The sequence below is a fragment of the Comamonas sp. C11 genome (genome assembly GCF_024496285.1).
Classification (GTDB): Bacteria; Pseudomonadota; Gammaproteobacteria; order Burkholderiales; family Burkholderiaceae_C; genus Comamonas; species Comamonas testosteroni_F.
Window position 1 is genome coordinate 2,789,349 of sequence record NZ_CP101743.1, and the last position, 24,852, is coordinate 2,814,200.

General features: G+C 60.9%; 22 protein-coding genes. 9 read left to right on the plus strand and 13 right to left on the minus strand.

Annotation, left to right across the window (positions count from 1 at the left end; genetic code table 11):
• The first annotated feature begins 128 nt into the window (after positions 1-128).
• The 3 genes from NOX35_RS12735 to NOX35_RS12745 all read left to right on the plus strand — a co-directional run bounded on the left by NOX35_RS12735 (position 129) and on the right by NOX35_RS12745 (position 4,935).
• Positions 129-2,021, plus strand: coding sequence for a propionate--CoA ligase (locus tag NOX35_RS12735; protein ID WP_256496802.1), 1,893 nt, complete (start codon positions 129-131; stop codon positions 2,019-2,021).
• A 202-nt stretch (positions 2,022-2,223) separates the two neighbouring features.
• Positions 2,224-3,612 (plus strand): phosphomannomutase/phosphoglucomutase, encoded by a 1,389-nt coding sequence (locus tag NOX35_RS12740; protein WP_256496803.1) that lies wholly within the window; start codon positions 2,224-2,226, stop codon positions 3,610-3,612.
• Between the two features lie 18 nt (positions 3,613-3,630).
• The gene (locus NOX35_RS12745) at positions 3,631-4,935 is read left to right on the plus strand and encodes a 3-deoxy-D-manno-octulosonic acid transferase (RefSeq protein WP_256496804.1); all 1,305 of its coding nucleotides are present in this window, start codon (positions 3,631-3,633) and stop codon (positions 4,933-4,935) included.
• 80 nt (positions 4,936-5,015) lie between these two features.
• Here NOX35_RS12745 and NOX35_RS12750 read toward each other — a convergent pair whose 3' ends face one another.
• From NOX35_RS12750 to NOX35_RS12770, 5 genes are all read right to left on the minus strand, one after another.
• Positions 5,016-6,482 carry a TolC family outer membrane protein gene (locus NOX35_RS12750; RefSeq protein WP_256496805.1) on the minus strand — a complete coding sequence of 489 codons (1,467 nt, stop codon included), beginning with the start codon at positions 6,480-6,482 and terminating at the stop codon, positions 5,016-5,018.
• 72 nt (positions 6,483-6,554) lie between these two features.
• A complete protein-coding gene (locus tag NOX35_RS12755) occupies positions 6,555-6,902 on the minus strand; it encodes a rhodanese-like domain-containing protein (RefSeq protein ID WP_256496806.1) in 348 nt (115 codons plus the stop codon).
• 116 nt (positions 6,903-7,018) lie between these two features.
• Positions 7,019-7,729, minus strand: a complete 711-nt coding sequence (locus tag NOX35_RS12760) for a protein-L-isoaspartate O-methyltransferase (protein ID WP_256496807.1) — start codon at positions 7,727-7,729, stop codon at positions 7,019-7,021.
• Between the two features lie 22 nt (positions 7,730-7,751).
• The gene (locus NOX35_RS12765; protein ID WP_256496808.1) at positions 7,752-11,006 is read right to left on the minus strand and encodes an efflux RND transporter permease subunit; all 3,255 of its coding nucleotides are present in this window, start codon (positions 11,004-11,006) and stop codon (positions 7,752-7,754) included.
• Entirely contained in the window at positions 11,007-12,293 is a 1,287-nt protein-coding gene (locus tag NOX35_RS12770) for an efflux RND transporter periplasmic adaptor subunit (protein WP_256496809.1), read from the minus strand.
• 184 nt (positions 12,294-12,477) lie between these two features.
• Here NOX35_RS12770 and msrA point away from each other — a divergent pair, with 184 nt between their 5' ends.
• From msrA to NOX35_RS12785, 3 genes are all read left to right on the plus strand, one after another.
• The gene (gene msrA, locus NOX35_RS12775) at positions 12,478-13,014 is read left to right on the plus strand and encodes a peptide-methionine (S)-S-oxide reductase MsrA (protein WP_256496810.1); all 537 of its coding nucleotides are present in this window, start codon (positions 12,478-12,480) and stop codon (positions 13,012-13,014) included.
• Positions 13,015-13,105: 91 nt separating this feature from the next.
• Positions 13,106-13,612, plus strand: coding sequence for a hypothetical protein (locus NOX35_RS12780; RefSeq protein WP_256496811.1), 507 nt, complete (start codon positions 13,106-13,108; stop codon positions 13,610-13,612).
• Positions 13,613-13,772: 160 nt separating this feature from the next.
• Entirely contained in the window at positions 13,773-15,914 is a 2,142-nt protein-coding gene (locus NOX35_RS12785; RefSeq protein ID WP_256496812.1) for a TonB-dependent receptor domain-containing protein, read from the plus strand.
• Positions 15,915-15,976: 62 nt separating this feature from the next.
• Here NOX35_RS12785 and NOX35_RS12790 read toward each other — a convergent pair whose 3' ends face one another.
• Together NOX35_RS12790 and pdxH are read right to left on the minus strand one after the other, a co-directional pair.
• Entirely contained in the window at positions 15,977-17,056 is a 1,080-nt protein-coding gene (locus tag NOX35_RS12790; RefSeq protein ID WP_256496813.1) for a site-specific integrase, read from the minus strand.
• 143 nt (positions 17,057-17,199) lie between these two features.
• Complete coding sequence (gene pdxH / locus NOX35_RS12795; protein ID WP_256496814.1) at positions 17,200-17,847, minus strand: pyridoxamine 5'-phosphate oxidase; 648 nt, start codon at positions 17,845-17,847, stop codon at positions 17,200-17,202.
• A 34-nt stretch (positions 17,848-17,881) separates the two neighbouring features.
• Between pdxH and NOX35_RS12800 the strand changes: the two genes are divergently transcribed.
• Complete coding sequence (locus tag NOX35_RS12800; RefSeq protein WP_256496922.1) at positions 17,882-18,514, plus strand: NTP transferase domain-containing protein; 633 nt, start codon at positions 17,882-17,884, stop codon at positions 18,512-18,514.
• A gap of 125 nt (positions 18,515-18,639) precedes the next feature.
• Here the strand turns inward: NOX35_RS12800 and NOX35_RS12805 are convergent, their stop codons facing one another.
• On the minus strand, positions 18,640-19,251 hold the full coding sequence (locus tag NOX35_RS12805; protein WP_182287035.1) for a superoxide dismutase family protein: 612 nt from the start codon (positions 19,249-19,251) through the stop codon (positions 18,640-18,642).
• 102 nt (positions 19,252-19,353) lie between these two features.
• Positions 19,354-19,983 carry a gamma-glutamylcyclotransferase gene (locus NOX35_RS12810; RefSeq protein ID WP_182287036.1) on the minus strand — a complete coding sequence of 210 codons (630 nt, stop codon included), beginning with the start codon at positions 19,981-19,983 and terminating at the stop codon, positions 19,354-19,356.
• A 299-nt stretch (positions 19,984-20,282) separates the two neighbouring features.
• On the opposite strand from NOX35_RS12810, the gene NOX35_RS12815 reads away from it, so the two are divergent.
• Positions 20,283-20,807 (plus strand): OmpA family protein, encoded by a 525-nt coding sequence (locus NOX35_RS12815; protein ID WP_182287037.1) that lies wholly within the window; start codon positions 20,283-20,285, stop codon positions 20,805-20,807.
• 78 nt (positions 20,808-20,885) lie between these two features.
• Here the strand turns inward: NOX35_RS12815 and NOX35_RS12820 are convergent, their stop codons facing one another.
• The 3 genes from NOX35_RS12820 to NOX35_RS12830 form a co-directional block, all read right to left on the minus strand.
• Positions 20,886-21,413, minus strand: a complete 528-nt coding sequence (locus tag NOX35_RS12820; protein WP_256496816.1) for a nuclear transport factor 2 family protein — start codon at positions 21,411-21,413, stop codon at positions 20,886-20,888.
• 145 nt (positions 21,414-21,558) lie between these two features.
• Positions 21,559-21,975: a lactoylglutathione lyase gene (gene gloA, locus NOX35_RS12825; RefSeq protein WP_182287039.1), complete on the minus strand. Its 417-nt coding sequence runs from the start codon at positions 21,973-21,975 to the stop codon at positions 21,559-21,561.
• Positions 21,976-22,440: 465 nt separating this feature from the next.
• Positions 22,441-22,953, minus strand: a complete 513-nt coding sequence (locus tag NOX35_RS12830; protein WP_256496817.1) for a ClbS/DfsB family four-helix bundle protein — start codon at positions 22,951-22,953, stop codon at positions 22,441-22,443.
• Positions 22,954-23,073: 120 nt separating this feature from the next.
• On the opposite strand from NOX35_RS12830, the gene NOX35_RS12835 reads away from it, so the two are divergent.
• On the plus strand, positions 23,074-23,262 hold the full coding sequence (locus tag NOX35_RS12835) for a hypothetical protein (RefSeq protein ID WP_256496818.1): 189 nt from the start codon (positions 23,074-23,076) through the stop codon (positions 23,260-23,262).
• Between the two features lie 68 nt (positions 23,263-23,330).
• Here the strand turns inward: NOX35_RS12835 and NOX35_RS12840 are convergent, their stop codons facing one another.
• Positions 23,331-23,984, minus strand: a complete 654-nt coding sequence (locus tag NOX35_RS12840; protein WP_256496819.1) for a hypothetical protein — start codon at positions 23,982-23,984, stop codon at positions 23,331-23,333.
• Positions 23,985-24,852: the final 868 nt, after the last annotated feature.

The window sequence follows — 24,852 nt, forward strand, 5'->3', positions numbered from 1 at the left end:
TCTGAGTTCGACGGGCCCGTCTGTCTGTCCGCGCAGCGCGGAGTTGTCAGCTTTTGGCAAGCGCATTATGAATAATTATGAATTCAGAAAGCTCTCTGCAAAAGACGGAGAGTCAAGGAGACATATTCATGACCACGCGTTTCGAAGATTTTTATCAGCGTTCCATTGATGACCGCGACGGCTTCTGGGCAGAGCAGGCCGGGCTGATCGATTGGCAGCAGAAGCCCCAGCAGATCTGTGATTACAGCCAGCCGCCATTTGCCAAATGGTTTGTGGGCGGCACCACGAATCTCTGCCATAACGCAATCGACCGTCATCTGGCGATGCGCGGCGATCAGAATGCGTTGATCGCCATTTCTACCGAAACCCGCACCGAAAAGGTCTATAGCTACCGCGAGCTGCATGCGGAAGTCAACCGCATGGCCGCCGTGCTGCAGTCGCTGGGTGTGCAAAAAGGCGACCGGGTGCAGATCTATATGCCCATGGTTGCCGAGGCCTGCTTTGCCATGTTGGCCTGCGTGCGTCTGGGCGCCATTCACTCCGTGGTGTTCGGCGGCTTTGCCTCGGGCGCGCTGGCGTCGCGCATCGATGATGCCGAACCCAAGGTCATCATCAGCGCCGATGCGGGCTCGCGCGGCGGCCGCGTCGTGGCCTACAAGCCTTTGCTGGATGAAGCGCTCAGGCAGTCCAGCCACCAGCCCGCTGCCGTGCTGATGGTCAACCGCGGACTGGCCGAAATGCCCATGAAGGCGGGCCGCGACCATGACTGGTCGGCCTTGCGTTCCCGGTACTTGGATGCGCAGGTGGACTGCGTCTGGGTGGAATCAACCCATCCCAGCTACACCCTCTATACCAGCGGCACCACGGGCAAGCCCAAGGGCGTGCAGCGCGATACGGGTGGCTATACCGTGGCGCTGGCGGCCAGCATGCCGCACATCTTCGATGCCCAGGCCGGACAGACCTTCTTCTGCACCAGCGATATCGGCTGGGTCGTGGGTCATAGCTACATCATCTATGCGCCGCTGATTGCGGGCATGGCCACGGTGATGTACGAGGGGCTGCCGGTCAACCCCGATGCTGGCATCTGGTGGAGCATTGTCGAGAAATACAAGGTCACGCACATGTTCTCGGCGCCGACGGCGATTCGCGTGCTCAAAAAGCATGATGCGGATTACCTCAAGCGCTACGACATCTCCAGCCTCAGGGCCCTGTGGCTGGCTGGCGAGCCGCTGGACGAGCCCACGGCGACCTGGATCAGCCAGGCCATCAACAAGCCCATCATCGACAACTACTGGCAGACCGAGACCGGCTGGCCCATCATGACGCTGTGCAACGGCGTGCAAAAGCAGGCCACGCGTTTTGGCAGTCCGGGCCGGGCTGTCTATGGCTACAACGTCAAGCTCATCGATGACGCCAGCGGCGAGGAGTTGACCCGGGCGAATCAGAAGGGCGTGCTGGCGATTGAAGGTCCGCTGCCGCCCGGTTGCATGCAGACGGTCTGGCGTGACGACAACCGCTTTGTCAACACCTACTGGAAGAGCATTCCGGGTCGCCTGATCTACAGCACCTTCGACTGGGGCATCCGCGATGAAGACGGCTACTACTTCATCCTTGGCCGTACCGACGATGTGATCAATGTGGCTGGCCATCGCCTGGGCACGCGCGAGATCGAGGAGAGCATCTCAGCCCATGCCCAGATTGCCGAAGTGGCCGTGGTTGGCGTTGCCGACAATCTCAAGGGCCAGGCTGCGCTGGCCTTTGCCGTGGTGCGCGATGCTGCCTTGGTGGCCGATGAGGTCTCCAGCAAGGCCCTCGAAGCCGATGTGATGAAGCTGGTCGATTCGCGTCTGGGTGCGGTTGCGCGTCCGTCTCGCGTGATTTTCGTCACGGCCCTGCCCAAGACGCGCAGCGGCAAGCTGCTGCGCCGGGCCCTGCAGGCCGTGGCGGAAGGTCGTGATCCCGGTGACCTGAGTACGATGGAAGATCCGGCGGCTCTGACCCAGGTACAACAGCGGCTGTAACTTCCGCAGCGGTGGTTGCGGAGCTTCACTCCCGCGGCTAGCGACGGCGGGACGGCGCGCAGGGATTCCGGCGAATCCAAAGTTCAAGGCCTGCGACCATCAAGGCGCGGGCCTTGCCGTTTGCAGCCTAAAATCGCCCGATCACGCCACGCGGTCCGCTGCCTGGCGCCATGGAATTGAAAAACTTCGAGAAAGAGCTGTCGTGCAAGTTGCATCCTCCATCTTCAAGGCCTATGACATTCGCGGCATCGTGCCGTCGACACTGACTGAAGAAGTCGCCCGTGGCATCGGCCGCGCATTCGGCATGGCAGCGCTGGTTGCCGGTGAAAAAGCCGTGGCGGTGGGCCGCGATGGTCGTCTGTCGGGTCCCGCCTTGTCGGCTGCATTGATGCAGGGCCTGACCGAGGTGGGTGTGGATGTGATCGACATCGGCCTGGCCACCACGCCCATGCTGTACTTTGCCGCCGCCACCTTGTGCACCAGCGGCATTCAGGTGACCGGCAGCCACAATCCCAGGGATTACAACGGTTTCAAGATGGTGCAGGCAGGCCGTGCCATTTATGGCGAGGAAATCCAGGCCCTGCGCGTGCGCATGGAGACGGAGGACTGGACGATTACCGGTGCCGGGCAGATCAGCCGCGCCGATGTGCTGGCCGATTACACTGCCCGCATCGTGGGCGACGTGAAGCTGGCGCGGCCCATGAAGATTGTGGTGGACTGCGGCAACGGTGTGGCCGGTGCATCGGCACCCGCCATCTTCCGCCAACTGGGCTGCGAGGTGATCGAGCTGTTCTCCGAAGTCGACGGCAACTTCCCCAATCATCATCCCGATCCCAGCAAGCCCGAGAACCTGCGCGATGTGATCGGGGCCCTGCAGACAAGCGATGCCGAGCTGGGTCTGGCCTTTGACGGTGACGGCGACCGCCTGGGCATTGTGACCAAGGACGGCCAGAACATCTTCCCCGACCGGCAGATGATGTTGTTCGCCAAGGATGTGCTTTCGCGCGTGCCTGGCGGCTCCATCGTGTTCGACGTCAAGTGCACCCAGCGTCTGGCCCCCGAGATCGAAGCTGCCGGAGGCAAGGCAGTGATGTACAAGACCGGCCATTCGCTGGTCAAGGCTCGCATGAAGGAGCTGGATGCGCCGCTGGGTGGCGAGATGAGCGGCCATATCTTCTTCAAGGAGCGCTGGTACGGCTTTGACGATGGCACCTATGCGGGCTGCCGTCTGCTCGAAATCGTCAGCCGTGAAGCCGACCCCAGCGCACTGCTCAACGCATTGCCCACCAGCTTCTCCACGCCCGAACTCAATGTGGCCTGCGCCGAAGGCGAGCCCCATCGTCTGGCGGCCGAGTTGCAGACGCTCGCTGCCACGGAGTTTGCCGAACCTGCCCGGGTCAGCACCATTGACGGCCTGCGCGTGGACTGGGCTGACGGCTTCGGTCTGATCCGCGCCAGCAACACCACGCCCGTGCTGGTGCTGCGCTTTGAAGGCCATACACAGCAAGCCTTGCAGCGCATAGAAGCGCAGATGCTGGCCTTGCTCAAGCGCGTCAAGCCTGACGCCCAGGTGGGCGCGGCTGCGCACTGATCGGCGCGGCACTTCAGCATGGCCAAACCGGCTCCCATGGGCTTTGCCCGTGCGCTGTTCAGTGCGCTGGCCTGGGCGGTGCAGCCGCTGCTGCGGCGCAAGCTGCGGCGGCGCGCGCGCCTCGAGCCGGGCTACGGCGTGGCCGTGCCTGAGCGCTTCGGCCATTACCAGCCTGCAGATCTGGGGCGCGATGGACGCGGCCGATGGGTGTGGATTCATTCCGTGTCGCTGGGCGAGACCCGAGCTGCCGCCATCCTGGTCAAGGCCTTGCGCGAGCGCATGCCGGCCATGCGTCTGCTGCTGACGCACAGCACTGCGACCGGGCGAGAAGAGGGTGCAAAGCTGCTGCGCCCGGGCGATGTGCAGGTCTGGCTGCCCTGGGACTCCCTGGGCGCCACCAGGCGTTTTGTCGCGCAGTTCCAGCCTGCCGTGGGCGTGCTGATGGAAACCGAGATCTGGCCGAATCTGATTGCGGCGTGTGTCAACACGGGTATTCCTCTGGCCCTGGCCAATGCACGTCTCAACGAGAAATCCGAAGCCGGTGCTCTGAGAGTCAGGCCTTTGTCTCGCCCCGCATACGGCGCACTGACTGCCGTCTGGGCGCAGACCGAAGCCGATGCCGGGCGCCTGCGCAATGTAGGCGCCCACGTGGATGCGGTGCTGGGGAATCTCAAATTCGATGTGCAGCCCGATGCCGCCCAGATCGCTCAGGCCGGCCAATGGCGCACTGCGTTGGCGCGCCCCGTGCTGCTGTTTGCCAGCAGCCGCGAGGGCGAGGAAGCGATGTTCATCGATGCGCTCAAGACCCTGGGCCAGGCTGCAACGGCGGTGCAATGGCTGGTCGTTCCGCGTCATCCTCAGCGCTTTGACGAGGTGGAGAACTTGCTGGGCAAAGCAGGCTTTGCTGTGTCGCGGCGCAGCCAGTGGGAGCAGATGCCTCCCCGGCAGTCCGGCGCGATCTGGCTTGGCGATTCGCTGGGCGAGATGCCCCTGTATTACGGCCTGGCATCGGTGGCCCTGATGGGGGGGAGCTTTGCACCGCTGGGCGGGCAGAACCTCATCGAGGCGCTGGCCTGTGATTGCCCCGTGATACTGGGGCCGCATACCTTCAATTTCAGCCAGGCCTCCGAGCAGGCATTGCTGGCCGGCGCAGCCCTGGGCGTGCAGGATATGGAAGCGGGCTTGGGTCAGGCCCTGGACCTGGTGGCCAAGCCAGATCATCTGCAGGCTGCCGCACAAAGCTGTCGGCAGATGGTGCAGGGCAATCGCGGTGCGGCTGCGGCCACAGCCGAGGCGATTCAAGCGCTGATGATTGCTCCTTGATTAGGAGCGCTTGGCACCCTGTGGGTAAAGGTTTGAGTTTGATATGACCTTGAACCCGAAAGCCTGCTTCTGAACCGGTCTTAACGTTTGAGCGTTCTGGCCGCAGGCTTTGCGGCAGCCATGCTGGTTGCGATGGCTGGCTTGGCTGCGGCATCAGGGGCAATGCCGGGCGTGCGTGTCAGCGCATCGATCATGCGCAGATCATCGTCGGTGAGCACTCCCGAGGCCTGGCGCAGCTTGAGCTGTCCCAGCAGCACCTGATAGCGCGCATTGGCCAGGTCGCGCTCGGTCTGGTAGACCTGACTCTGGGCGTTGAGCACATCGATATTGATACGCACGCCAACCTCATAACCCATTTTGTTGGCTTCCAGCGCACTCTGGCTTGAAGCGAGGGCCGCTTCCAGCGCCTTGACCTGAGCCTGGCCGGATTGCACGCCCAGGAAGGCCGTGCGCGTAGCCTGCTCTACGTTGCGGCGGGCATCGTCGAGCTGGGCGCGGGCTTTTTCCTCCAGCGCCACGGTTTCACGGATGCGGTTTTGCACGGCAAAGCCCGCAAACAGCGGCATGTTCATGATCACACCAATCTGGGCCGCGTTGGTGCGATAGCTCAGGGGAATGGATGGCGTCATGGAGCCGTTGGGGTAACGGTTGACCACATAACCCGCCTGCAAGTCCACCGTGGGCTTGTGACCGGCCTCGGCCTTCTGCGTGTCCAGCCTGGCGATGTCCAGTGCCAGCTGGGCCTGGCGCAACTGGGGCTGGGCGGCCAATGCCTTGTCCACCCAGGCTTGCATATTGTCGGGCTCCACTCCGGGCAGGGTCAGAGGCGCAGCCAGCGGCGTGGGCTGAATGCCGACGCGGCCCACGAGCTGATCAAGGGCCACGCGCTTGACCTGCAGGTCATTTTGCGCGGCGATTTCCTGGGCTGTGACCAGGTCGAAGCGGGATTGGGCTTCGCGCGAATCGGTGATGGTGGCCGTGCCGACTTCGAAATTGCGCTTGGCCATCTCGAGCTGGGTGCTGATCGCCTGCTTTTGCGATTGGGCGACCTGCACGCTGTCCTGGGCGGCCAGCACATCGAAATAAGCCTGGGCCACGCGCACGATCAGGTTCTGTGCGGCCGCATCCAGCTGAGCCTGGGCGACATCCACGCCGCGCTGCCCCTGTTCGTAGGCAATCTTGTTGGCAGGGCGGTACAGCGGCTGCTGGGCGCTGAGCTGCAGGTTCTGCTGCGTGTTGTTGAAGCTGCTGGCCATGCCCGGCAGGGGCACGGAGGTATGGATGTCGACATGGGTGCGGTTGGCACCGGCCGACATGCCCACGTTGGGCAGCAGCCCGGACAAGGCCTGATCGGCGCGACTGGCCGCAGCCCTCGAATCGGCTTGTTGGGCCTGCCATGAAGCGTCATAGCTGCGGGCCTGGGCCACCAGCTCAGACAAGGTCTGCGCCTGTGTCTGAGCGCCGGCCCATGCCAGCAAAACTCCCAAGGAAATGGCACGCAGAGCGTGGGCGGAGGGGGCTTGCAGAGGCCTGGGCAGCTTGGTCATAGATGTCAGGTTTGGGCAGTCTCGATCACAAGGGGGAACTCAACAGGCAGGATGCAGGAGTGCCGAACGGTCTCAGTAGCGGGGCACGCTGGCGTCGGCACTGAGCGACCAGGCATCAATGCCGCCGGTGATGTTGCAGACGTCCTCAAAGCCGTTGTTGACCAGAAACGCAGCCACGCTCATGCTGCGTGCGCCATGGTGGCACAGGCAGGCGACGGGGTGGTCCGGGTCCAGCTCCTGCAGACGGCCAGGGATATCGTGCATGGGAATGCAGCGCAACTCGAAGCCCTCACCGGGTTGAATACTGGCCAAGGTGACTTCCCAGGGTTCGCGCACATCCAGCACCACGGGCTTGACGCCGTTCGCGGCATGAGAGGCCAGCCATTGCTGGAACTGGGCGGGCAAGACCTGGGTCAACATAAAAACTCCTGGTGGCCGGCCTCCGAATCTGCGGGCCGGCCCTGACACTGAAAGACGGGCCCTGCCGGATGCATCGAAGTGACGGTTCCACAAAGCAGGGCGAACGCAGCAAGCGTTTAGAACGAGAAGCGCGAAGGCTCTTCAAAGCCTACGAGGCGCGTGGCGGCTGTATCCCAGGGTTGCTGGACTTCGAAGTTGTTGCCGTTTTTGGTCACCAGCGTGAAGCGCATCACGGGCATGTGACCGACGATGGCGGCAATGCGGCCACCTTCGTTGAGCTGGGCGTAAAGCGCATCGGGAACCTGGGCCACCGAGCCGCTGAGCACGATCACGTCGAACGTGCCCTGTGCCAAGGAGGCGGTGGCACCGTTGGCCAATTTGACTTCGACGTTCTTGACGCCAGCGCTGAGCAGATTCTCACGGGCCATTTCGGCCAGCTCGGGGTCGATCTCCAGCGTTACCACTTCCTTGGCCTGGGCAGCCAGCAGGGCTGCCATATAGCCGGAGCCAGAGCCGATCTCAAGCACGCGGTCTGTGGGCTTGATCTTGGCGTCTTGCAGCATGCGCGCTTCGATCTTGGGCGCCAGCATATGCCAGCCCTTGGCGGCAGCTTCTTCGGCAGTGCCCTTCAAGGGGACTTCGATGTCCATATAGGCCATGTTCGCGTATTCGGGCGACACATAGTCTTCACGGTGGACCTTGCCCATCAGCTCCAGCACGGACTCGTCCAGCACGTTCCAGGGACGGATTTGCTGTTCGATCATGTTGAAACGAGCCTGCGCGTGCACATCGCGCGGGTCCACTTGGGCATTCATTGGCAGGGCCATGGTATCTCCGGGGAAAGACTTATCAGGACAAACCATCGATTCTACGAGCCTCGGAGGCTTCGTGCGGCGGCTCAGCGCTTTTTGAGGGGGCGCCAGACCATTTACGGCGCATCCAGTTGGCAAAATCATCGAGATAGCAGTAAACCACGGGCACCACGACCAGGGTCAGCAGCGAGGAAGTGATGACGCCGCCGATCACGGCCTGGCCCATGGGGGCGCGTTGCTCGGAGCCTTCGGTGACCGCAAAGGCCAGCGGCACCATGCCGAAGATCATGGCCAGCGTGGTCATCAGGATCGGGCGCAGGCGCACCCGGGCCGCCAGCAGCAGCGCTTCGTTGCGCGGCAGGCCTGGCTCGCTCTGGCCGCTGACCTCGTCGGTGCGGGGTTCGCGGGCGCGGATGGCAAAGTCCACCAGCAAAATGGCGTTCTTGGTCACCAGACCCATGAGCATGACCACTCCGATGATGGAGAACATGGACAGGGCCGAGCCGAACATCATCAGTGCCAGCACCACGCCTATCAGAGTCAGGGGCAGCGAGGTCATGAGCGCCAGGGGCTGGAGAAAGCTCTTGAACTGGCTGGCCAGAATCATGTAGATGAAGATGATGGCCAGCATCAGCGCGGAAATCGCGTAGCCAAAGGATTCGGCCATGTTCTTGGCCGCACCGCTGAACTGGTAGCTATAGCCGGGCGGCATGGGAATGGTGGCCAGTGCCTGCTTGATATCGGCCGTGACCTCGCCCGTGCTGCGCAGATAGACATTGGCGTTGATGGCGACCTCGCGGTTGAGATTGCGGCGGTTGATCTGGCTGGGGCCGGTGCTGTCCACCACGCTGGCAATCTGGTTGAGGCGCACGATGCGCATGCCGCCATCTCCGGCCGCCAGTGCAAACGGCAGGCGCTCCAGGTCCTGCGGCGTGGTGCGCACCTCGGGCTCGAGCCGCACGTTCACGTCATAGGTCTGGTCGTCGCTGGCCCGCCAGTTGCCCACGGTCTGGCCGGCCACCCAGGTGCGCAGCGCGCCGGCCATATTGCCTATCGACAGGCCCAGATCGGCCGCGGCATCGCGATGGACCTCGATATTGACCATGGGCTTGTGGGGCTTGAGGCTGGAGTCCAGGTCGACCAGGCCCGGAATATCGTCGATTCGCTCCTGCACGATCTGGCTCAGGCGGGCCAGTTCGTCCAGATCCGGGCCCATGAGAGAGAATTCGACCTGCTTTTGCCCGCCCACGGCCTCGCGCAGGCCCACATGGGTGAGCTTGATGCCCGCTATCGCCTGCAGCCTGGGGCGCAGATAGGCCGAAATCTCGTCCACATTGCGGTTGCGCTGATGGCGGTCAACCAGGCGCACATAGATATTGGCGTAGTTCTTGCCGTTGGCATTGCCGGTGTTGATGGTGGTCAGCGTGTAGCGCACCTCGGGCAAGGCGCGCAATATGTCCGTCACCTGTCTGGCCTTGGCTTCGGTGGCTTCGATCGAGGAGCCTTCGGGGGTGTTGAAGCTGATCGAAGTTTCCGAGAAGTCCGCCTTGGGTACAAATTCGGTGCCAAGCAAGGGTACAAGCGCGATGCTAGCTATGAAAATAATGAATGCCAGCGCCAGGGTGAGCAGCTTGTGGGCCAGCGACCAGCGCAGTATGCCCTGGTAGAAGTCCGAGAGCCGGTCGCTCATGCGCTCCACCCAGGCCGTCACGCGCCCCAGCGTGCGGTCGTACAGGCTTTTGCTGTCATGTTCGCCGTGGGCGTGGATCGCCGGGTCATGCCAGACGCTGGAAAGCATGGGGTCCAGCGTGAAGCTGACAAACATGGAGATCAGCACGGCAGCCACGATGGTGATGCCGAACTCATGGAAGAACTGCCCGATGATGCCGCCCATAAAGCCTATGGGCAGAAATACGGCGACGATGGAGAGCGTGGTGGCAAGCACGGCCAGCCCGATCTCCTGCGTGCCTTCCATGGCTGCCTGATAGGCGTTCTTGCCCATCTGTACATGGCGCACGATGTTCTCTCGCACCACGATGGCATCGTCGATCAGCAGGCCCACGCAAAGCGAGAGCGCCATCAGCGTGACCATATTGATGGAAAAGCCGAACCAGTACATGAAGAGGAAGGTGCCGATCAGCGCGATGGGCAGTGTCAGCCCCGTGATCACCGTGGAACGCCAGGAGTTCAGGAACAGAAACACGATGAGCACCGTGAGCAAGGCACCCTCGATCAGCGTCTGGCGAACGTTGTCCACGCCCACGCGGATGGCGCGCGAGTTGTCGGCAATCGCCTGCAGGCGCACGCCGGGCGGCAGCTCGGGAGCGATGGCTTTGATCGCTGCATTCAGGCCGTCGACCACCTCGATGGTGTTCTCGTCCTGGGCCTTTTGCACGGACATCAGCAGCGTACGGCTGCCGTTGTACAGCGCCAGGGTCTGCAGCTCCTGCGCATCGTCCTGCACGCGGGCCAGCTGGCCGACGCGGATCGGGGCGCCGTTGCGGTAGGCCACGATGATGCGGGCGAATTCCTCGGGGCGCTGAATGCGGGCATCGATCTGCACCACGCGTTCCTGGGCCTTGGATCGGATCGCCCCCACGGGCAGATCCTGGTTCTCGGCACGCACCGCCTGGGCAACCTGCTCGGGGGTGATGGCGTAGGCCTCGAGCGCCCGTGGGTCCAGATAGACATTGATCTCGCGCTTGGTGGCTCCCACCATGTTCACGGCGCCCACGCCGCGCACGTTCTCCAACCGCTTTTTCAGCACCTGGTCGGCCCAACTGGTCAGTGCAATCGCATCGGGCGGCATCACGTTCTGGCCATCGGGGGCGGTCTCGCCGTGCAGGGCATGGGGGTCTGGCAGCACGGCCAGCGACCAGACTGCCGTGCTGGCCGGGTCGAAACGGATGACACGCGGTTCCTTGACCTCGTCGCGCAGAGTGGGGCGCACCGAGGCGACCTTCTCGCGCACATCGTCGGCAGCGCGGCGCCCGTCTATATGCAGCTGGAACTCGATGATGACGACGCTGGTGCCTTCGTAGCTGCGCGAGGTCAGGGCATTGATGCCGGCGACCGAGTTGACGCTTTCCTCGATCTTCTTGGTGACCTCGCTCTCCACGATCTCGGGCGAGGCGCCCGGATATTCGACTGTCACCACCACCACGGGAAATTCGATGTTCGGGAACTGGTCGACCTTGAGCCGTTGATAGGAAAAAATGCCCAACACCACAAATGCCAGCATGAGCATGGTGGCCAGAACCGGGTTTTTCAGGCTGATGCGCGTGAACCACATTTATGGGCTCCCGGGGCGACCTGCTTCCGCCTCCTTGGCACCGGGGGCCTTAACGGCAGCCTGGTTCGACTCCTCGACCAGCGTTCCTTCGCGCAGACCGCCGGTGCTGCCGGCCAGTATCCGGTCGCCCGCATTCAGGCCTTTGAGGATCTGAACCCAGGTTGCGCCTTCATGGGCGGACTGGCGCCCCAGTTCCACGGTCTTGTGGATCACTCGAAGCTCTGTGCGGGCGACCATCTCCTGGGCCGGCTGCGGTGCGACTGCGGCCACGGCCGGCTTGCCGGCTTGCAGCACCTGCACATAGGGCTGGGGCTTGTCGGTGCGCACGGCGGCCAGAGGCACGGCCAGTTGGCTGGTGTTGCCGGTCAGTAGGCTTCCTTGCAAAAACAGACCAGGGCGCAACTGGGGAGTGCGCTGGCTGCTATTGTTCTTGGCGGCTTCGTCCGCTTGTACTGCCAGATAGACGGCCACGGTGCGCGAGCCGGTCTGGGCGCTGGGGTTGATGCGCACCACCTTGGCGGTGATGGCTGTCATGTCCTGGGGGGCACCGGGCACTTGCAACTCGGCCATCTGGCCGACTTGAACCTGCACCGAATCTGCGGGAGCGAGCTGGGCCATGATTTCCAGCTTGCCTGGATCGACGACTTCGACGATGCGCGCTTCCACACCGACACGCTCCCCGTTCTGGACAAAGCGCTGGGCGATCCGACCGCTCATGGGGCTGGTGATGACGGCGTCCGTGACGGCCTTGCGGGCCGCATCGGCTGCGGCCTGGGCGGCAGCCAGATTGGCGCGGGCCGAATCCAGATTGGCCTGGGAGGTCAGCAGTGCCGTGGTGGAGATAAAGCCTTTTTGCACCAGGGCTGCATTGTTGTCCTGATTGCGCTGGGCAATCGCCAGCTGGGCTCTGGAGGCATCGGCCTGCTGCTGAGCCTGACGCCAGCGTGCCTCGGCTTCCGTAGCATCGACGCGCGCCAGCTGCTGTCCCTTGCTGACACTATCGCCTTCGCGTACCGTCAGGCCGCGCAGTTCGCCCGCGACATAAGCTTTGACCACGGCCGAGTTCACTGCTTGAACCACGCCGTTGAGGGGAACGCTCAAGGCAAGCTGAAGGGGTTGGGCCGTCAGAACCTCTTGGGTAGCCAGTTGTATGGGCAGTTCCAGCGGCGCCGAGCCGTTGACCACGGCCTGCTTTTTATGCTGCAGATTGACGACTGCGCGCCAGCCTGTGATGGCCAGCAAGCCGATCAGGGCCAGACTCAAGGCCCAGCGGCTGGAACGCTTCATGTTATGTATCCCTCTGAGGCAGGTTTTTCTGTTCTATGCGCCCCATGGTAGGGCTTGTATTGCAACGCAGCAAGCAGTGTAGTGGGCGCCCTGCAGCATAGCGGGGCCGCAATCGCTGTCACTGGTGGAAATGGGTAGTTGATTTGAGCTACGCTTGACGCGTCTTAAAAACGAGGAGCCGGTGATGGCTGCGGAAACCATTTATCTGGGCGGAGGTTGCTTTTGGTGCACTGAAGCCGTATTCGACCGTGTGCGCGGCATTGTCGATGTGGAGAGCGGCTATGCCAATGGCCACCTGGATCATCCCGGCTACGACGATATCTGTACCGGGCAGACCGGCCATGCCGAGGTGGTGAAGCTCGACTTCGATCCTGCGGTCATCAGCCTGCGCGATGTGCTGCTGATCTTCTTCGGCACGCATGATCCGACCACGCTGAACCGCCAGGGCAACGACGTGGGCACGCAGTACCGCAGCGCGATCTTCACCACCGATGCGCGGCAAACGGCCCAGGCACAGGCCTTGCTGCAGGAAATGCAGAACGAAAAAGCGTTCGATGCTCCCATCGTCACCCAGATCGAGCCCCTGACCAACTACTGGCCCGCCGAAGACTATCACCAGGACTATTTCCTGCAGCACCCGGGCCAGGGGTACTGCGCTTTCGTGGTGGGCCCCAAGGTGCAGAAGTTCCAGAAAGCGTTTTCACGCTGGCTCAAGGATTAAGCCAGGCTTTCAGCGTATGGCCCGGAGTGCAGATACACTCTGCAACCCTTGGCTGCTATCGTGTCGCCAGAGATCGCTTTAGTCCCTTAACGTGTCACTTCACTCCCATCTGCGCCGACCCAGCCGTTCAGCTCCTGCTGACGACCGCCTGTGCCTGCGCGAAAGCTGGGTGATGCGCTGGCTGATGGGCCTGCTGGCCCTGGCCATGGTTCTGGGGCCGACGCTGGGCCAGATGCACCGTGCCGTTCACCTGGGCAGCGCGCCTGGGGGCAAGATCTATGCGGTGCACAGCCATGCGGCGCCGGCCCTATCGGCAGCCTCTGCCGAAGCGGCGGGAGACTGCCGGGCCGACCGCAGCAGTTGCGCCTCGGACCTTTCCTGGGTGCATGCGCTGTTTGCCGGTCACGGACCGGCAGAATGCCAGTTGCTGGACCAGGCCAATCATGGCTATGCCGGGCCTGTGGCCGTACTCGCTTTCAGTGCGCCGCCACCTGATAGCTTCATCCCCCGGCCCTTTGCTCCCGCGCCCAGAGCCGTCTTTATTGCAGCACCGCTGGCTGCACGCGCGCCCCCTCTGTCTCTCAGCTCCCTGGCCTAGGTTGAGGCCATGCTGCGGCATGGCTTTCCGCACAGGTCAGAAACTTCAGAATTGATAGCTATAAGCGCTTTATAAATAAGCGATTCAAGCTGTTTTTATTGAATATCCGTGCGTACTTTCTTTGATCGTCTGCGTGCGCACGGTTGTTTGTGGAACTGAGATGTCTCAACGTTTTTCGAATTCTTCCGCCCATTCCTTGCGCCGCTCTCCCAAGTCGGCTCTGGCCCGCGCCATCGAGGCGCTGCAGCCGGCAGGGCGCGGACTGGCCCTGGGCACAGGCCTGGGCCTGTTGGCCTGTTCACCCCTGGCCTTTGCGCAGTCCGATGCGGCCAAGCAGGAGTCCAGCCTGGCTGAGGTGACGGTGTCGGCGACCGGCATGGCCGCCGGCGATATGGCTACGCCCGTTCAGGTGCTCGGCGAAGAGGAGCTGCGCCTGCGCCGCGCTGCAACCCTGGGCGAGACCCTTGCGGCCGAGCCCGGCATCAATGCCAGCCATTTCGGTGCGGGAGCCAGCCGCCCGGTGATTCGCGGTATGGATGGTGCGCGGGTCTCCGTGCTCAGCGATGGCTCGGAGTTGCTCGACGCATCGACCGTCAGCCCCGACCATGCGGTGACCACCGAGCCTTTGCTGGCCCGGCAGATCGAAGTGCTGCGCGGCCCTTCGGCCTTGCTTTACAGCCCTGGCGCCATGGGAGGCGTGGTGAATGTGCTGGATGGCAAGATTCCGACCCAGGCGCCCGAGAAAGGCCTGGAAGGTTCGGCCGAGGTGCAGGCTGGCACAGCTGCAGGCATGTCGGCAGGTGCGTTCTCCCTGACCACTGCCACACCGCTGAAGAACGATAACGGCCAGCTGGTGCTGCATGCCGAAGGCGTGGCGCGCAACGCGGGAGACTATCGCGTGGGCAGTGGCTGGGGCCAGAGCAAGGTTCCTGGCAGTTTCAGCCGCGGCAACACGGGCAGCGTGGGTCTGTCCTGGGTAGGCAATCAGGGCTATCTGGGCCTGGCCTACACGCGGCAACAGGCCAAGTACGGCCTGCCCGGCCATCAGCACAGCTTCGAAGGCTGCCACGCACATGGCGATCATCTGCATTGCGGCTCGCATGACGGGCACGACCACGACCATGATCATGATCATGAGGAAAGCGGCAGCGTGCCGGTTGTCGATCTGACCAGCGAGCGCTGGGATCTGCGTGGCGAATGGCGCAAGCCCACCGCCGGTATTGCGGCGCTGCGTCTGCGAGGAGGCCTGACCAATTACCGCCACGACGAGATCGAGGACGGCAGCGTGGCCACCCAGTTCAGAAACAAGGCCCATGACCTGCGCCTGGAGATGGAGCATGAGCCCATCGCCGGCTGGCGTGGCACGCTGGGTCTGCAGACCCTCAAGCGCCGCTTCAGCGCCACCGGCGAAGAGGCCTATGTGCAGCCCACGGACACCCAGCGCCACAGCCTCTATCTGCTGGAGGAATACCGCTGGCAGGATTGGAGCTTTCAAGGGGCCTTGCGTCACGACCGCCAGCGTGTGGAGGCCGAGTTGAGCAACGAACGTCGCAGCCACAGCGCCACTTCGGCGTCGCTGGGCACGGTCTGGAAGTTCCAGCCCGGCTACAGTGCATCGGCTTCGTTCACCAGCGGCAGCCGCATGCCCACGGCGGAAGAGCTGTTTGCCAACGGCCTGCACATGGCCACGGCAACCTACGAGATCGGCAATTCCAATCTGTCGCGCGAGCGCTCGCAGGCGCTGGACCTGGGCCTGGCCAAGACGGCTGGTGATACGACCTGGAAGCTCAATGCCTATCACTACCGTATCAAGGGCTATATCTACGGCGCCACGCTGGATGCCCACGAAGGGCTGCAACTGCTGCAATACACCCAGGGCAATGCGCGCTTTACGGGCTGGGAGGCTCAGCTGAGCCAGCGCCTGAGTCGTGAGTTGAGCCTGAGTGTGTTTGGTGACGGCGTGCGTGCGCGTCTGGAAGACGGCTCTGCGCTGCCACGCATTCCGGCCTTGCGTGCGGGCTTGCGTGTGAATGCACGTCTGGCCGGCTGGGACACCATGGCTGAATGGACCCAGGTGCTGCGCCAGAACCGCACGGCCCAGTACGAAACCCAGACGCCAGGCTACGGCATGCTGAACCTGGGCGCCAGCTACCTCTGGAAGACTGGTGGCAACCAGTGGCAGTTCTATGTCAAGGGCCAGAACCTCACCAACCGTCTGGCCTACGCTGCAACCTCGTTCATCAAGAGTGCTGCCCCGTTGACGGGTCGCAATCTGGTGGTCGGTCTGAGAATGGACTTCTGATCCGGCTCTTGGTGAGTCAAGCCGCATCCGGTCCAGGTTATGGCCTGGGCCGGATACCATGGCTATAGATAGTGCTGCAGATGGCGCAGGGAACGAGTGCTGTCCACGCCTATCCTGGCAATCACCTCCGATTCGGGCACGCCGGCGCGCAGCCATTGCACGATGGCCGTGTTGCGCAAGACCTGCGGCCCCACACGCTGCAGCGGAAATTTCTGGCTGTCCTCGGGCTGGGCCTGATGGGCGCGCTGAATGATCTGCGAAGCCACATGGAACAGCATGCGTACCGACAACTCGCCGCCACGGCGCGAATAGAAGACGATATGGTTGCCGTCGATCACCGACGGCCCGCGCTGTGCGGCGCTGAATCTTCTCCAGCTTTGCAAGCCCTGGGCCACGGAGTCGGGCAGCTCAAGCAGCCTTTGCTGAGCATTTCTGCCGCCTTCTATCTGCAGGTAGCGGGGCAGGGGCGACTCTCCGTTCGCAATGCTTTCCGAGCTGCCAACCCAGACCTGATTTGCGCTTGAAAGCAGGTTCTTCCATAGCAGGCAGCGCACCTCTTCGGGGGCCAGAGCCATCTCGTAGAGCAGCAGCACAATGGCGCGGTCACGTGCGTCCTGATAACCATCTGCGCTGGGAAAGTGCCTTGGCAGTGACTGCCAGAGCAGGGGGGGCAGGCAATGGCCTTTGCCGTCTTCCGAGGGAGGTCGTTCGGCCGGCTCTAGACCGGTTGCAGGGTTGGCGCTGATCCAGCCGTGCTCCATCGCATGGTCGTAGATGCGCTCCAGCAGCCGCCAGTAGCGGCGGCGGGTGACAGGACTGATCTTGCGCTCGGGGTGGTGGTGCGCACGTTGGCCGTCGCGTATCTGCAAGAAGCTCTGCACATCCAGCTCGCTTGCCTGATGCCAGGACTTTGAAGAATGCTGCCTGCGGGCAGGGCGCTCCTTGTCTGCGATCGGTGCCTGCCCGGACAGATGCATCAACCAGGCCTGCCAGACCTTTTCATAATTGCCGTCTGGAGAGGTGTCCAGCGCATCCCAGCTCTTGCTGCCCTCATGCTCGAGCCAGTCGCGAAACAGCTGGCTTCCAGTGGGCAGTGTGGATGAATCTGGGGACTGCTTATCCGGAATGTTCTTGTCTTGCATATGATGATTTTAATGTAACTTACATGGATTATTTATCACTACCAACAAAAATGCATTCACTCAATCACAAACCTGTAGTAATCAGCGAAGAGGGCGCTTTCTGTCCCAGCGCCCTCACATTTTCATGACGGATCCATTAAAACTCAGGGCGCCAGCCGTTCGCGAATCCAGTCCTTACCCTCCTGTCGGTAGCTCAGGCGGTCATGCAGCCGGCTCTTGCGCCCCTGCCAGAACTCCCAACGCTCGGGCACCAGACGGAAACCGCCCCAATGAGGAGGTCGGGGGGGATTGAGTAAAAACTGCGCGCTGTATTTGGCGGCATTGGCCACCAGCACGCCGCGACCACTGATGACCTGGCTTTGTGGACTGGCCCAGGCCCCGATCCTGGAGTCAAGCGGACGGCTGGCAAAGTAGGCATCGCTTTCCTCAGCGCTGACTTTTTCCACGCGGCCTTCGATGCGCACCACACGCTCCAGCTCCACCCAGTGAAATTGCAGGGCAGCGAATGGATTGCCCGCCAGTTGCTGACCCTTTCGGCTGTCGTAGTTGGTGTACCAGACAATGCCACGCTCGTCATAGCCTTTGATCAGCACGATGCGCGTGCTGGGTCGCAGGTCGCCGCTCACGGTCGCCACAGTCATGGCATTGGGCTCGGGTACCTGGGCTCTTACGGCTTCCTGCAGCCACTGGTCGAACTGCTGCAGGGGATTCTGGTTGGAAGAGGATTCGCTCAGCTCTGCGCGTTCATAGCTTTTGCGCAGATCGGCAATGGATGAAGATAGGCTGCTCATGTTCATATTGTGCCGCGCAGCCAAAGCCGGCGTTATGCTCGACAGCAATATGAATCAAGAAGTTTTGCCCGCTCCCATGGTTGATCCGGACCTGCCTTGTGTGATGGTTCTCGCTGCGGGCAGGGGAGAGCGCTTTCTCGCATCGGGCGGCTCCAGCCACAAGCTCCAGGCCATGCTGGGCCTGCAAACCGTTTTGCAGACCACGCTGGCTGCGGTGCAGGTCTCTGGCCTTCCCTGGCATCTGGAATGCGGGCCGCATCCCGGCATGGGCGACAGCATTGCGGCGGCCGTCAAGGCCACGGCCGGCGCCAATGGCTGGCTGATCCTGCCAGCAGATTTGCCTTTGATTCAGGCCGCTACGCTACACGAGTTGGCCTTGCAGCTAACGCGGCTGGATAGCCGTGAGCTGCATGTGATTCAACCCTTCTACCAGGGACGGAAGGGCCATCCCGTGGCTTTCAGCCGAGCAGCAGCTCCTGCACTCGCCCTGCTGAGCGGTGATCAGGGTGCGGCCTCCATCGTGCGCAATGCGGCGGAGAATCAGCGTCTGCAACGCTGGGACTGCGATGACATAGGCTGCGTGCTCGATGTGGACACCGTGCAGGCCTTGGAGGAAGCGCGCAGGATCTGGAATGACCGCAATTCACGGCCGCCAGAAAGCCCCTGAAGTAGGGACTAGGACTCGACAACCATTGACTTTGCCGAGCTCGTCTAGGTTTGCCGCTGTGTCTCAGCCAAGGCCTGGTCTTGCTGGCGCGTGTTCGCGGCTCTTTCCATGCGAGGGCGACGGCTTTACGCGCCGCGCTCGATCACGGCACAAGCCAGGCGCGCGCCGGAATTGCCGGTCGGCTGGGTCGTGTAGTCATCCGGATCATTGTGCACAATCAACGATCGGCCCAGAATACCGTTGCCGCCTCTGTCCAGTTTGAGCTCCTTGCTCACAAAATCGATGGTCGCCACGCCCAGGGTATCGGCGTCAAGGCTGGGCAGGTCACCGATGTGATGGGCCTTGGTGTCGCCGAATTTGCCATGCGCCTGTTGTCCAGGGTTGAAGTGGCCGCCGGCGCTCAAGCCATCGCCGCTGGAGCAGTCGCCTTTTTCATGGACGTGAAAGCCATGCTCGCTATTCGGCGCCAGCCCTTCCACGCGGCCTTGTACTCGAATGCTGCCGTCGGGCTGCGGGAAGAACTGCACCGTGCCCGTTACCTGGCTCCCCTTGGTGGCTTCCAGGCGTGCAATCGATTGCACGCCTTTGCTGCGAGTTGCTGCAGGGGCCGTCTCCGAAGAAGAGGGTGCGGCCGTGTTGCTGGTCGTGGAGCAGGCCGTCACGGCCAGGCTTGCGGCAAGCGCCAGACCTGTCCAGGCAGGGCGCGAAAAGAGGGCGGCAACACGGTTAAGGAGCATGGCAGTCTTTCCGAAATCAAAAGGCCATTGTGCCCCGGATCGCCAGAACTTCAAGCTTTTTTGCCTCGTATCCCAATACAGTAGAGCGATGTTAGCTACGTTTCAAATAGCAGCAACAGCTGAGCACCTGGCTTGCTGGAAGTCCGCATAGGCCAGCAGGCGCCTGAGTGCCTTGTCGTCAATGCCCAGCCGTTGCAACTCGTCAAAAGTGGCCTGGGCGTAGTCCAGTGTCGTGCCGTATATGCCCTGGGCCTGAGAGAAGATGCGCCGGTATTCATCCGGCGCCAGCTCGCCGGTATGGTGCGGGCTTTGGCGTGAGAGCGTGAATGCGAGGGCCTTCACAGCCCCATGCGGGGTGCGGCAAGGCAGCCAGCGCGGGTCATAGACGGCATTGGGCATCTCACGCAACCAGAGCTTGCGCATCACGGTATCGCCCTGGTTTCGCGGAATACGGAAGGCCATGCCCTGGCAACTGCCGCCCGAGAGCATGCCAAACACCAGGCCTGGTACCTGGGGCGTGCCACGGTTGATGGTGCTCCACATTTTCAGAGCACGATGCCAGCCATGTACATGGGCTGAACGGCGTTCGCTGAAGTCAAATTCGGGGCGCCAGATCAGAGAGCCATACCCAAAAATCCACAAATCCTCGTCACCTCCCCACTGCACCAGAGCCCGCTCCAGCATCTGGTCAGCATCACGCATGGAATGATTCAACAAAGGAAGGGCGGACATGGAAACTCCTCAAACCGGATTCAGAGCTGAATTGACTTTGATATATAACGCGCGGGCGCGCCTTCGGTGCACCTGTGCACGCACGAAGGCGTAAAAGCAACGCTTTGCCGCTGTGAAGCGGCTGAGATGAATCCTTTTTGCGATTGCCGTGAAGGCAGTCGTGAAGGCCTTTCACGGCAAACCTCTAGAATGCGTGGTTTTGTCGCTTTGTCGGCCTGAAGCATGTAGTCAGGCCGCAAAGTGTCATGAATACAGGTTTCGTACTTTCATAATCACCCGCACATACGGAGATTTCATTCATGTCCTTCAACAGCTCTGACGACGATAGCCAGCAACGCTTTGCCCTGGGTTTTCTGTTTGCCCTGATCGCTCTGGTTGTCTCCACCGTCGTTGGCACCGTCGTCTACAAGCGCGGCATTTCCCACGCTCCCAAGGCTGAAGCCGCTGTGTCCGCACCCAGCGCGACCAACGTACCTGTGGTGGTGGTTGAAGAGGCGGCCCGCGTGATCGTGGAAAACGGTGTGGTCAAGTTCTACTTTGTCTCTGGCAAGGCGGAAGTGGCCGCTGGCGCCAACGAAGCGCTGAGCGATGTGGTCAAGGGCGTGGCTGAAGGCAAGCGCGCCGTGATCTCCGGCTTCCATGATGCAACCGGCAGTGCTGAAATCAATGCGGAGCTGGCCAAGCACCGTGCGCAAGCCGTCCAGGCCGCTCTGGTGGCACTGGGCGTGGCGGAAGACAAGGTCGAGCTGAAGAAGCCCGAGCAATCTCAGGCCGACGGCTCCAATGCCGAAGCTCGCCGTGTGGAAGTGATTCTGGTCGACTGATAGACCCTGTTTTCTTGCACAAAGCCCGATATGGCATTCGCTGTATCGGGCTTTTTGATATTTGCGGCAGAGCAAGGATCAGTTGATTCCAATGAATCCAGCTGCCGGAGGCTTGCCCAGGGCAATGACTCTTTCAATACCGCCGGCATCGACCTGGCGCATGACAAACGATCCCCGCGCGAAGCGCATGGAACGGATCTGCCAGTAACCGTTGATTCGCTCGTACTCATCGCTGTACTGACCTGAGAGATTGACGATGGTGCGTTCCTTGACATTGACCTGGCAGAACTCCAGATCCCACAAGCCTTTTGCACTATCAGCTCCCATAAAGCTGATCTGAGGGTTATGGCCGTGGTGCATGTCCTGGATTGATGGGTTGGCAACTGCCAGTCTGCTGAAGGTTTCAACCCATTCTTCTCGATCCGTAAAAGCCGGAAAACCATCGGCTTCGATGACCGCACCATGCTCCACAAAGCACTCACGCATTGCATTCGGCTGCTTCTGGTCACAGGCTCGCAAGTACCGAGCCTTCAAAGCCTGTATCGACTGAATATCCTCAAGATGCCGCAAACGCTGCTGGAGTTGCTCCAGAACCGAGTCACTCATTGCCTGTCTCCTGATTGGTGTTGGAGTACCGAGTCTGGAATGCCGGCCAATGCCTGAAAACCCATGTTTGAACGATAGGTAGGCCGTTCAGGCAAAAAAAGCGGCACCCATGTGCCGCTCGGTTCAGGAATCTGAAGAAAAATAATCACCGCAGACCGGTGCCGGTGCCCAGGTCGTCTTTGCGTTGGATCAGTTCAATCTTGTAGCCGTCAGGATCCGTCACAAAGGCAATCACGGTACTGCCGCCTTTGACGGGACCTGCTTCACGGGTCACATTGCCGCCGGCAGCCTTGATTTTCTCGCAGGCTGCATAGGCATCGGGCACACCCAGAGCAATATGACCGTAAGCCGTGCCCATGTCGTAGCTCTCGGTTCCCCAGTTGTAAGTCAGCTCAATTTCCGCCTGACCCGGGTTACCACCTTCGAAGCCAAGAAAGGCCAACGAGTACTTGTACTCGGGGTTCTCGGACGTGCGCAGCAGTTGCATGCCGATGACGTTGGTGTAGAAATCAATAGAGCGCTGGAGATTGCCAACGCGCAACATCGTGTGGAGGAATCGCATGGTCTCCATTTTGCCAGCAGGTTCGAAGCTGCATATGATTTGACCATGCCGCGCGCCTTCATGGCCTTTGTGATACGAGCGAATCTAGCGGCCGAGGCGCGTTGTGGGGCGCGATGTATTCCAGACAAGACGGCCAAAAGGCAGCACCAGTTGCAGCGCCATTGCCTCTGCATGCTTCCTGAAACTTGCTGCTATTGCCATGATGCGCCGCCTTGCTTGGGCGGACTACTTGAAGCGTTGTGGTTGGAGCGCAGCAGCAAGGGAGGGATAGGCCAGCTTTTTCGCTTTCTGAGTAGGGCAGTTGACTCTTACAATCTTCTCCTCGAAATCCCTTGGCGTCGGGCAGTCACTCATCCCGTTCCGCGCTGCTACCCCGGCCGCTGCTCGATCACCGGCCTCCACGGAGCCTTCCATAGCCCTTCGGCCACGTGCTCCACGATGTCCGCCCAGGGCTTCGCAAGCCTGTCAGGCGATTCCGTTGGCCTTCTTCCATTTGCGCAACCGTCCGCGCGCATTGGCATAAGGCGACGAAGTGTTGAACTGGATCATCCGGCCTTGGGTGTATTTCTCATACCAAGGGACGCCGTAAAGCGACACATCAGTCTCTTGCTCGACCAAAGCCGCGATGCGGGAATGCACGTCTGCAAAGTGTCGCAGCAGATCGGCATAGGCAACGTCTGCATGGTCGGCATAAAACTTCTGTGCCAGACGGCCCAGCTCGTTCCACTTGTAGCCCGTTGCGGGAAAGTCCACCGAGATTCCTCTGGACTTGCCATCGCACCATTTCAGCACCAGCAGATTCCAACCGATCAGATAAGCCACCAGATCGGCCACGCTCATCTGCGTGCCCTGGGCATGACCTTCGAGCGTCGATTCTCGCGCTCGCTCCGGTGGCACGTTGACGAGATCGGCCATCAGCTGCTGGTAGCTCTTGCGAATCGCGTCCAGCAATTCCTGTTTGCTTTGCGGCACAGCCATGCCAGTCCTCCTGAGGTTTGGGCGGGATCTTCACTTACCGCTTGCATTGTCGCCCGGCTGCGGGTCGGAGCGCTGCTCTTCTGCAACGGCCAGCCTGTTGGCTACTTTTTGGATTGGCGCATGCCGCTACGCCAGGCTCCAGAGCGACCACCGCAGACCGCGGCGAAGGACGAAACGCGCCAGGCGCCACAGCATCCCGTGCCGGTCACGCAGCCTGTCCAGCTGGCCCAGCAGCAGAAAAAGGACTTGGAGTACCTGGAGAGCCTGGCCATTCGCAATGCTCAGATACGCTCGAATCTCATGGAATGAACCGCATCAGCCTAGACGCCTGATGAGCTGCTCGCTCGTGTCCAAGAAGACAAATTGGGATTTGAGGTTCATCTATCGTATTTTGTTATCTTTGAATATTGGAAATATTCGTCGTTGTAGAGAGCATTGCGAAGCTTTGCTGTTAGTTCAGTAACCTGCTCATTGAGATGTGCTAAATCAGCATCGCTTAGAGCTCCGTCTTTTGTTGCAATGTTATAAGAAAAAAGACCTGCCCAGTCAAGTTCATTACACGCATTAGCGGCGCGAACAGAGGATAGAAAATATTTTCGATCTTGCTCTTTGCTTACCTTTATCGCTTTCATGAAGAACGTGGAATCGGCGAAAAATACACAGGAACACGCAATGCAAAGAAATACAGCGCCGAGCCCAGTTTGGGTACCTATAAATGCAGCCAGAGCAACCGCCAAAGACACTCCACCCATGGCGCATAGAGCAACCCCTTTCATTAGGGAACGGCTTGCTTGTCGCTGAAGATCTAGTTGCTCTGAGGAGTTCCGTATTCCTTGAAGCTTATCGTCGAAGACTGACCAGTAGACGTTGTGGTTCTCGCTCTTCGGGTAGTAGTGGTGCAAGCTCTTCAAATAGAAGACAAGTTTCTCAATTTGATCGGGGCTCAGTCGCTGCAGCGCGGGAAGTGCGCCCTTAACAGCTGCATACAATTCTTGGTCTTCTTCTAAGTAAATGAGGTATTGATTTTCCATTGCCTATTATGTTCTGAACTTTAGCTCTGCATGAGATGTAGTGCACCGCATAAAGTGCTGTGCTCTATGATCTGACTCATAAGTGGAGGGTGAGGGTATGGGGCACTATGATCCTGGGAGTTGGAAGACGGAAAATCCGTTTGTAAGTGGCCGGAATGAAATGAGCTTTTTCACAAAGCTCGTTCTTACTGTTGCAGTGCTTTTGACTGGCGCGCTAGCGTATAGGTACCAGTCCGAAATACTGCGCTTCTTAGTTGGGCCTCCTCCGGCGGCTTCTCAACGACCTGTGCCTCGGCCTCCGCCGGAGCCGACTGTCGTTGCCCCAAGAGTCTTGGTACCTGAAGAGCCTCGCACCGAAGCTACAGGCCAGATTTATCGATGTGGAAATACCTACAGCAATACACCCTGCAAGGGCGGTCAACAGATAACGCAACAGAGCAGCCGTCCGGTGAATAGGTCGGAGACAAAGGAAATTTACCTCTGCAAAGACTTTCAAGATCGGCTCACATGGGAGAGCGTTCCGTGCTCAGCAAACGGTCGTTTTATGGATCGTATTGCACGTGTTCCTGCCCACGTATCTTGGGAAGAGCAGGTGGCAATCGCCAGACAGCAGAGAGATAAAGCCCACGCCATAGCTGCGGAGCAAGTCGTTCCAGTGGCTTCTCGATCTGCTTCTTCAACTCCGAGCGAATGCCAAATGCTTGAGCACCAGATTCGAGTGCTTGATGCCGAGTGCCGAGTGAATGCATGCGGGATGAAGAAACTCGATGACGTTAGGGCCGCACGAAAAGAAGCCCGAGACCGACAATTTCGTATCGGATGCTAGCCAATTTGGAAAATTGGTGCGTTTGCAGACGCAGTTTTATGC

What these genes read in the sequence shown, in the direction of transcription:
- NOX35_RS12800 (WP_256496922.1), top strand. Translation starts at nt 17,882, where the DNA reads ATGCTCGACAGCAATATGAATCAAGAAGTTTTGCCCGCTCCCATGGTT.
- gloA (WP_182287039.1), bottom strand. Translation starts at nt 21,975, where the DNA reads ATGCGATTCCTCCACACGATGTTGCGCGTTGGCAATCTCCAGCGCTCT.
- NOX35_RS12805 (WP_182287035.1), bottom strand. Translation starts at nt 19,251, where the DNA reads ATGCTCCTTAACCGTGTTGCCGCCCTCTTTTCGCGCCCTGCCTGGACA.
- pdxH (WP_256496814.1), bottom strand. Translation starts at nt 17,847, where the DNA reads ATGAGCAGCCTATCTTCATCCATTGCCGATCTGCGCAAAAGCTATGAA.
- NOX35_RS12810 (WP_182287036.1), bottom strand. Translation starts at nt 19,983, where the DNA reads ATGTCCGCCCTTCCTTTGTTGAATCATTCCATGCGTGATGCTGACCAG.
- NOX35_RS12840 (WP_256496819.1), bottom strand. Translation starts at nt 23,984, where the DNA reads ATGGAAAATCAATACCTCATTTACTTAGAAGAAGACCAAGAATTGTAT.
- NOX35_RS12750 (WP_256496805.1), bottom strand. Translation starts at nt 6,482, where the DNA reads ATGACCAAGCTGCCCAGGCCTCTGCAAGCCCCCTCCGCCCACGCTCTG.
- NOX35_RS12815 (WP_182287037.1), top strand. Translation starts at nt 20,283, where the DNA reads ATGTCCTTCAACAGCTCTGACGACGATAGCCAGCAACGCTTTGCCCTG.
- NOX35_RS12785 (WP_256496812.1), top strand. Translation starts at nt 13,773, where the DNA reads ATGTCTCAACGTTTTTCGAATTCTTCCGCCCATTCCTTGCGCCGCTCT.
- NOX35_RS12760 (WP_256496807.1), bottom strand. Translation starts at nt 7,729, where the DNA reads ATGGCCCTGCCAATGAATGCCCAAGTGGACCCGCGCGATGTGCACGCG.
- NOX35_RS12770 (WP_256496809.1), bottom strand. Translation starts at nt 12,293, where the DNA reads ATGAAGCGTTCCAGCCGCTGGGCCTTGAGTCTGGCCCTGATCGGCTTG.
- NOX35_RS12820 (WP_256496816.1), bottom strand. Translation starts at nt 21,413, where the DNA reads ATGAGTGACTCGGTTCTGGAGCAACTCCAGCAGCGTTTGCGGCATCTT.
- NOX35_RS12830 (WP_256496817.1), bottom strand. Translation starts at nt 22,953, where the DNA reads ATGGCTGTGCCGCAAAGCAAACAGGAATTGCTGGACGCGATTCGCAAG.
- msrA (WP_256496810.1), top strand. Translation starts at nt 12,478, where the DNA reads ATGGCTGCGGAAACCATTTATCTGGGCGGAGGTTGCTTTTGGTGCACT.
- NOX35_RS12735 (WP_256496802.1), top strand. Translation starts at nt 129, where the DNA reads ATGACCACGCGTTTCGAAGATTTTTATCAGCGTTCCATTGATGACCGC.
- NOX35_RS12745 (WP_256496804.1), top strand. Translation starts at nt 3,631, where the DNA reads ATGGCCAAACCGGCTCCCATGGGCTTTGCCCGTGCGCTGTTCAGTGCG.
- NOX35_RS12765 (WP_256496808.1), bottom strand. Translation starts at nt 11,006, where the DNA reads ATGTGGTTCACGCGCATCAGCCTGAAAAACCCGGTTCTGGCCACCATG.
- NOX35_RS12835 (WP_256496818.1), top strand. Translation starts at nt 23,074, where the DNA reads ATGCCGCTACGCCAGGCTCCAGAGCGACCACCGCAGACCGCGGCGAAG.
- NOX35_RS12755 (WP_256496806.1), bottom strand. Translation starts at nt 6,902, where the DNA reads ATGTTGACCCAGGTCTTGCCCGCCCAGTTCCAGCAATGGCTGGCCTCT.
- NOX35_RS12790 (WP_256496813.1), bottom strand. Translation starts at nt 17,056, where the DNA reads ATGCAAGACAAGAACATTCCGGATAAGCAGTCCCCAGATTCATCCACA.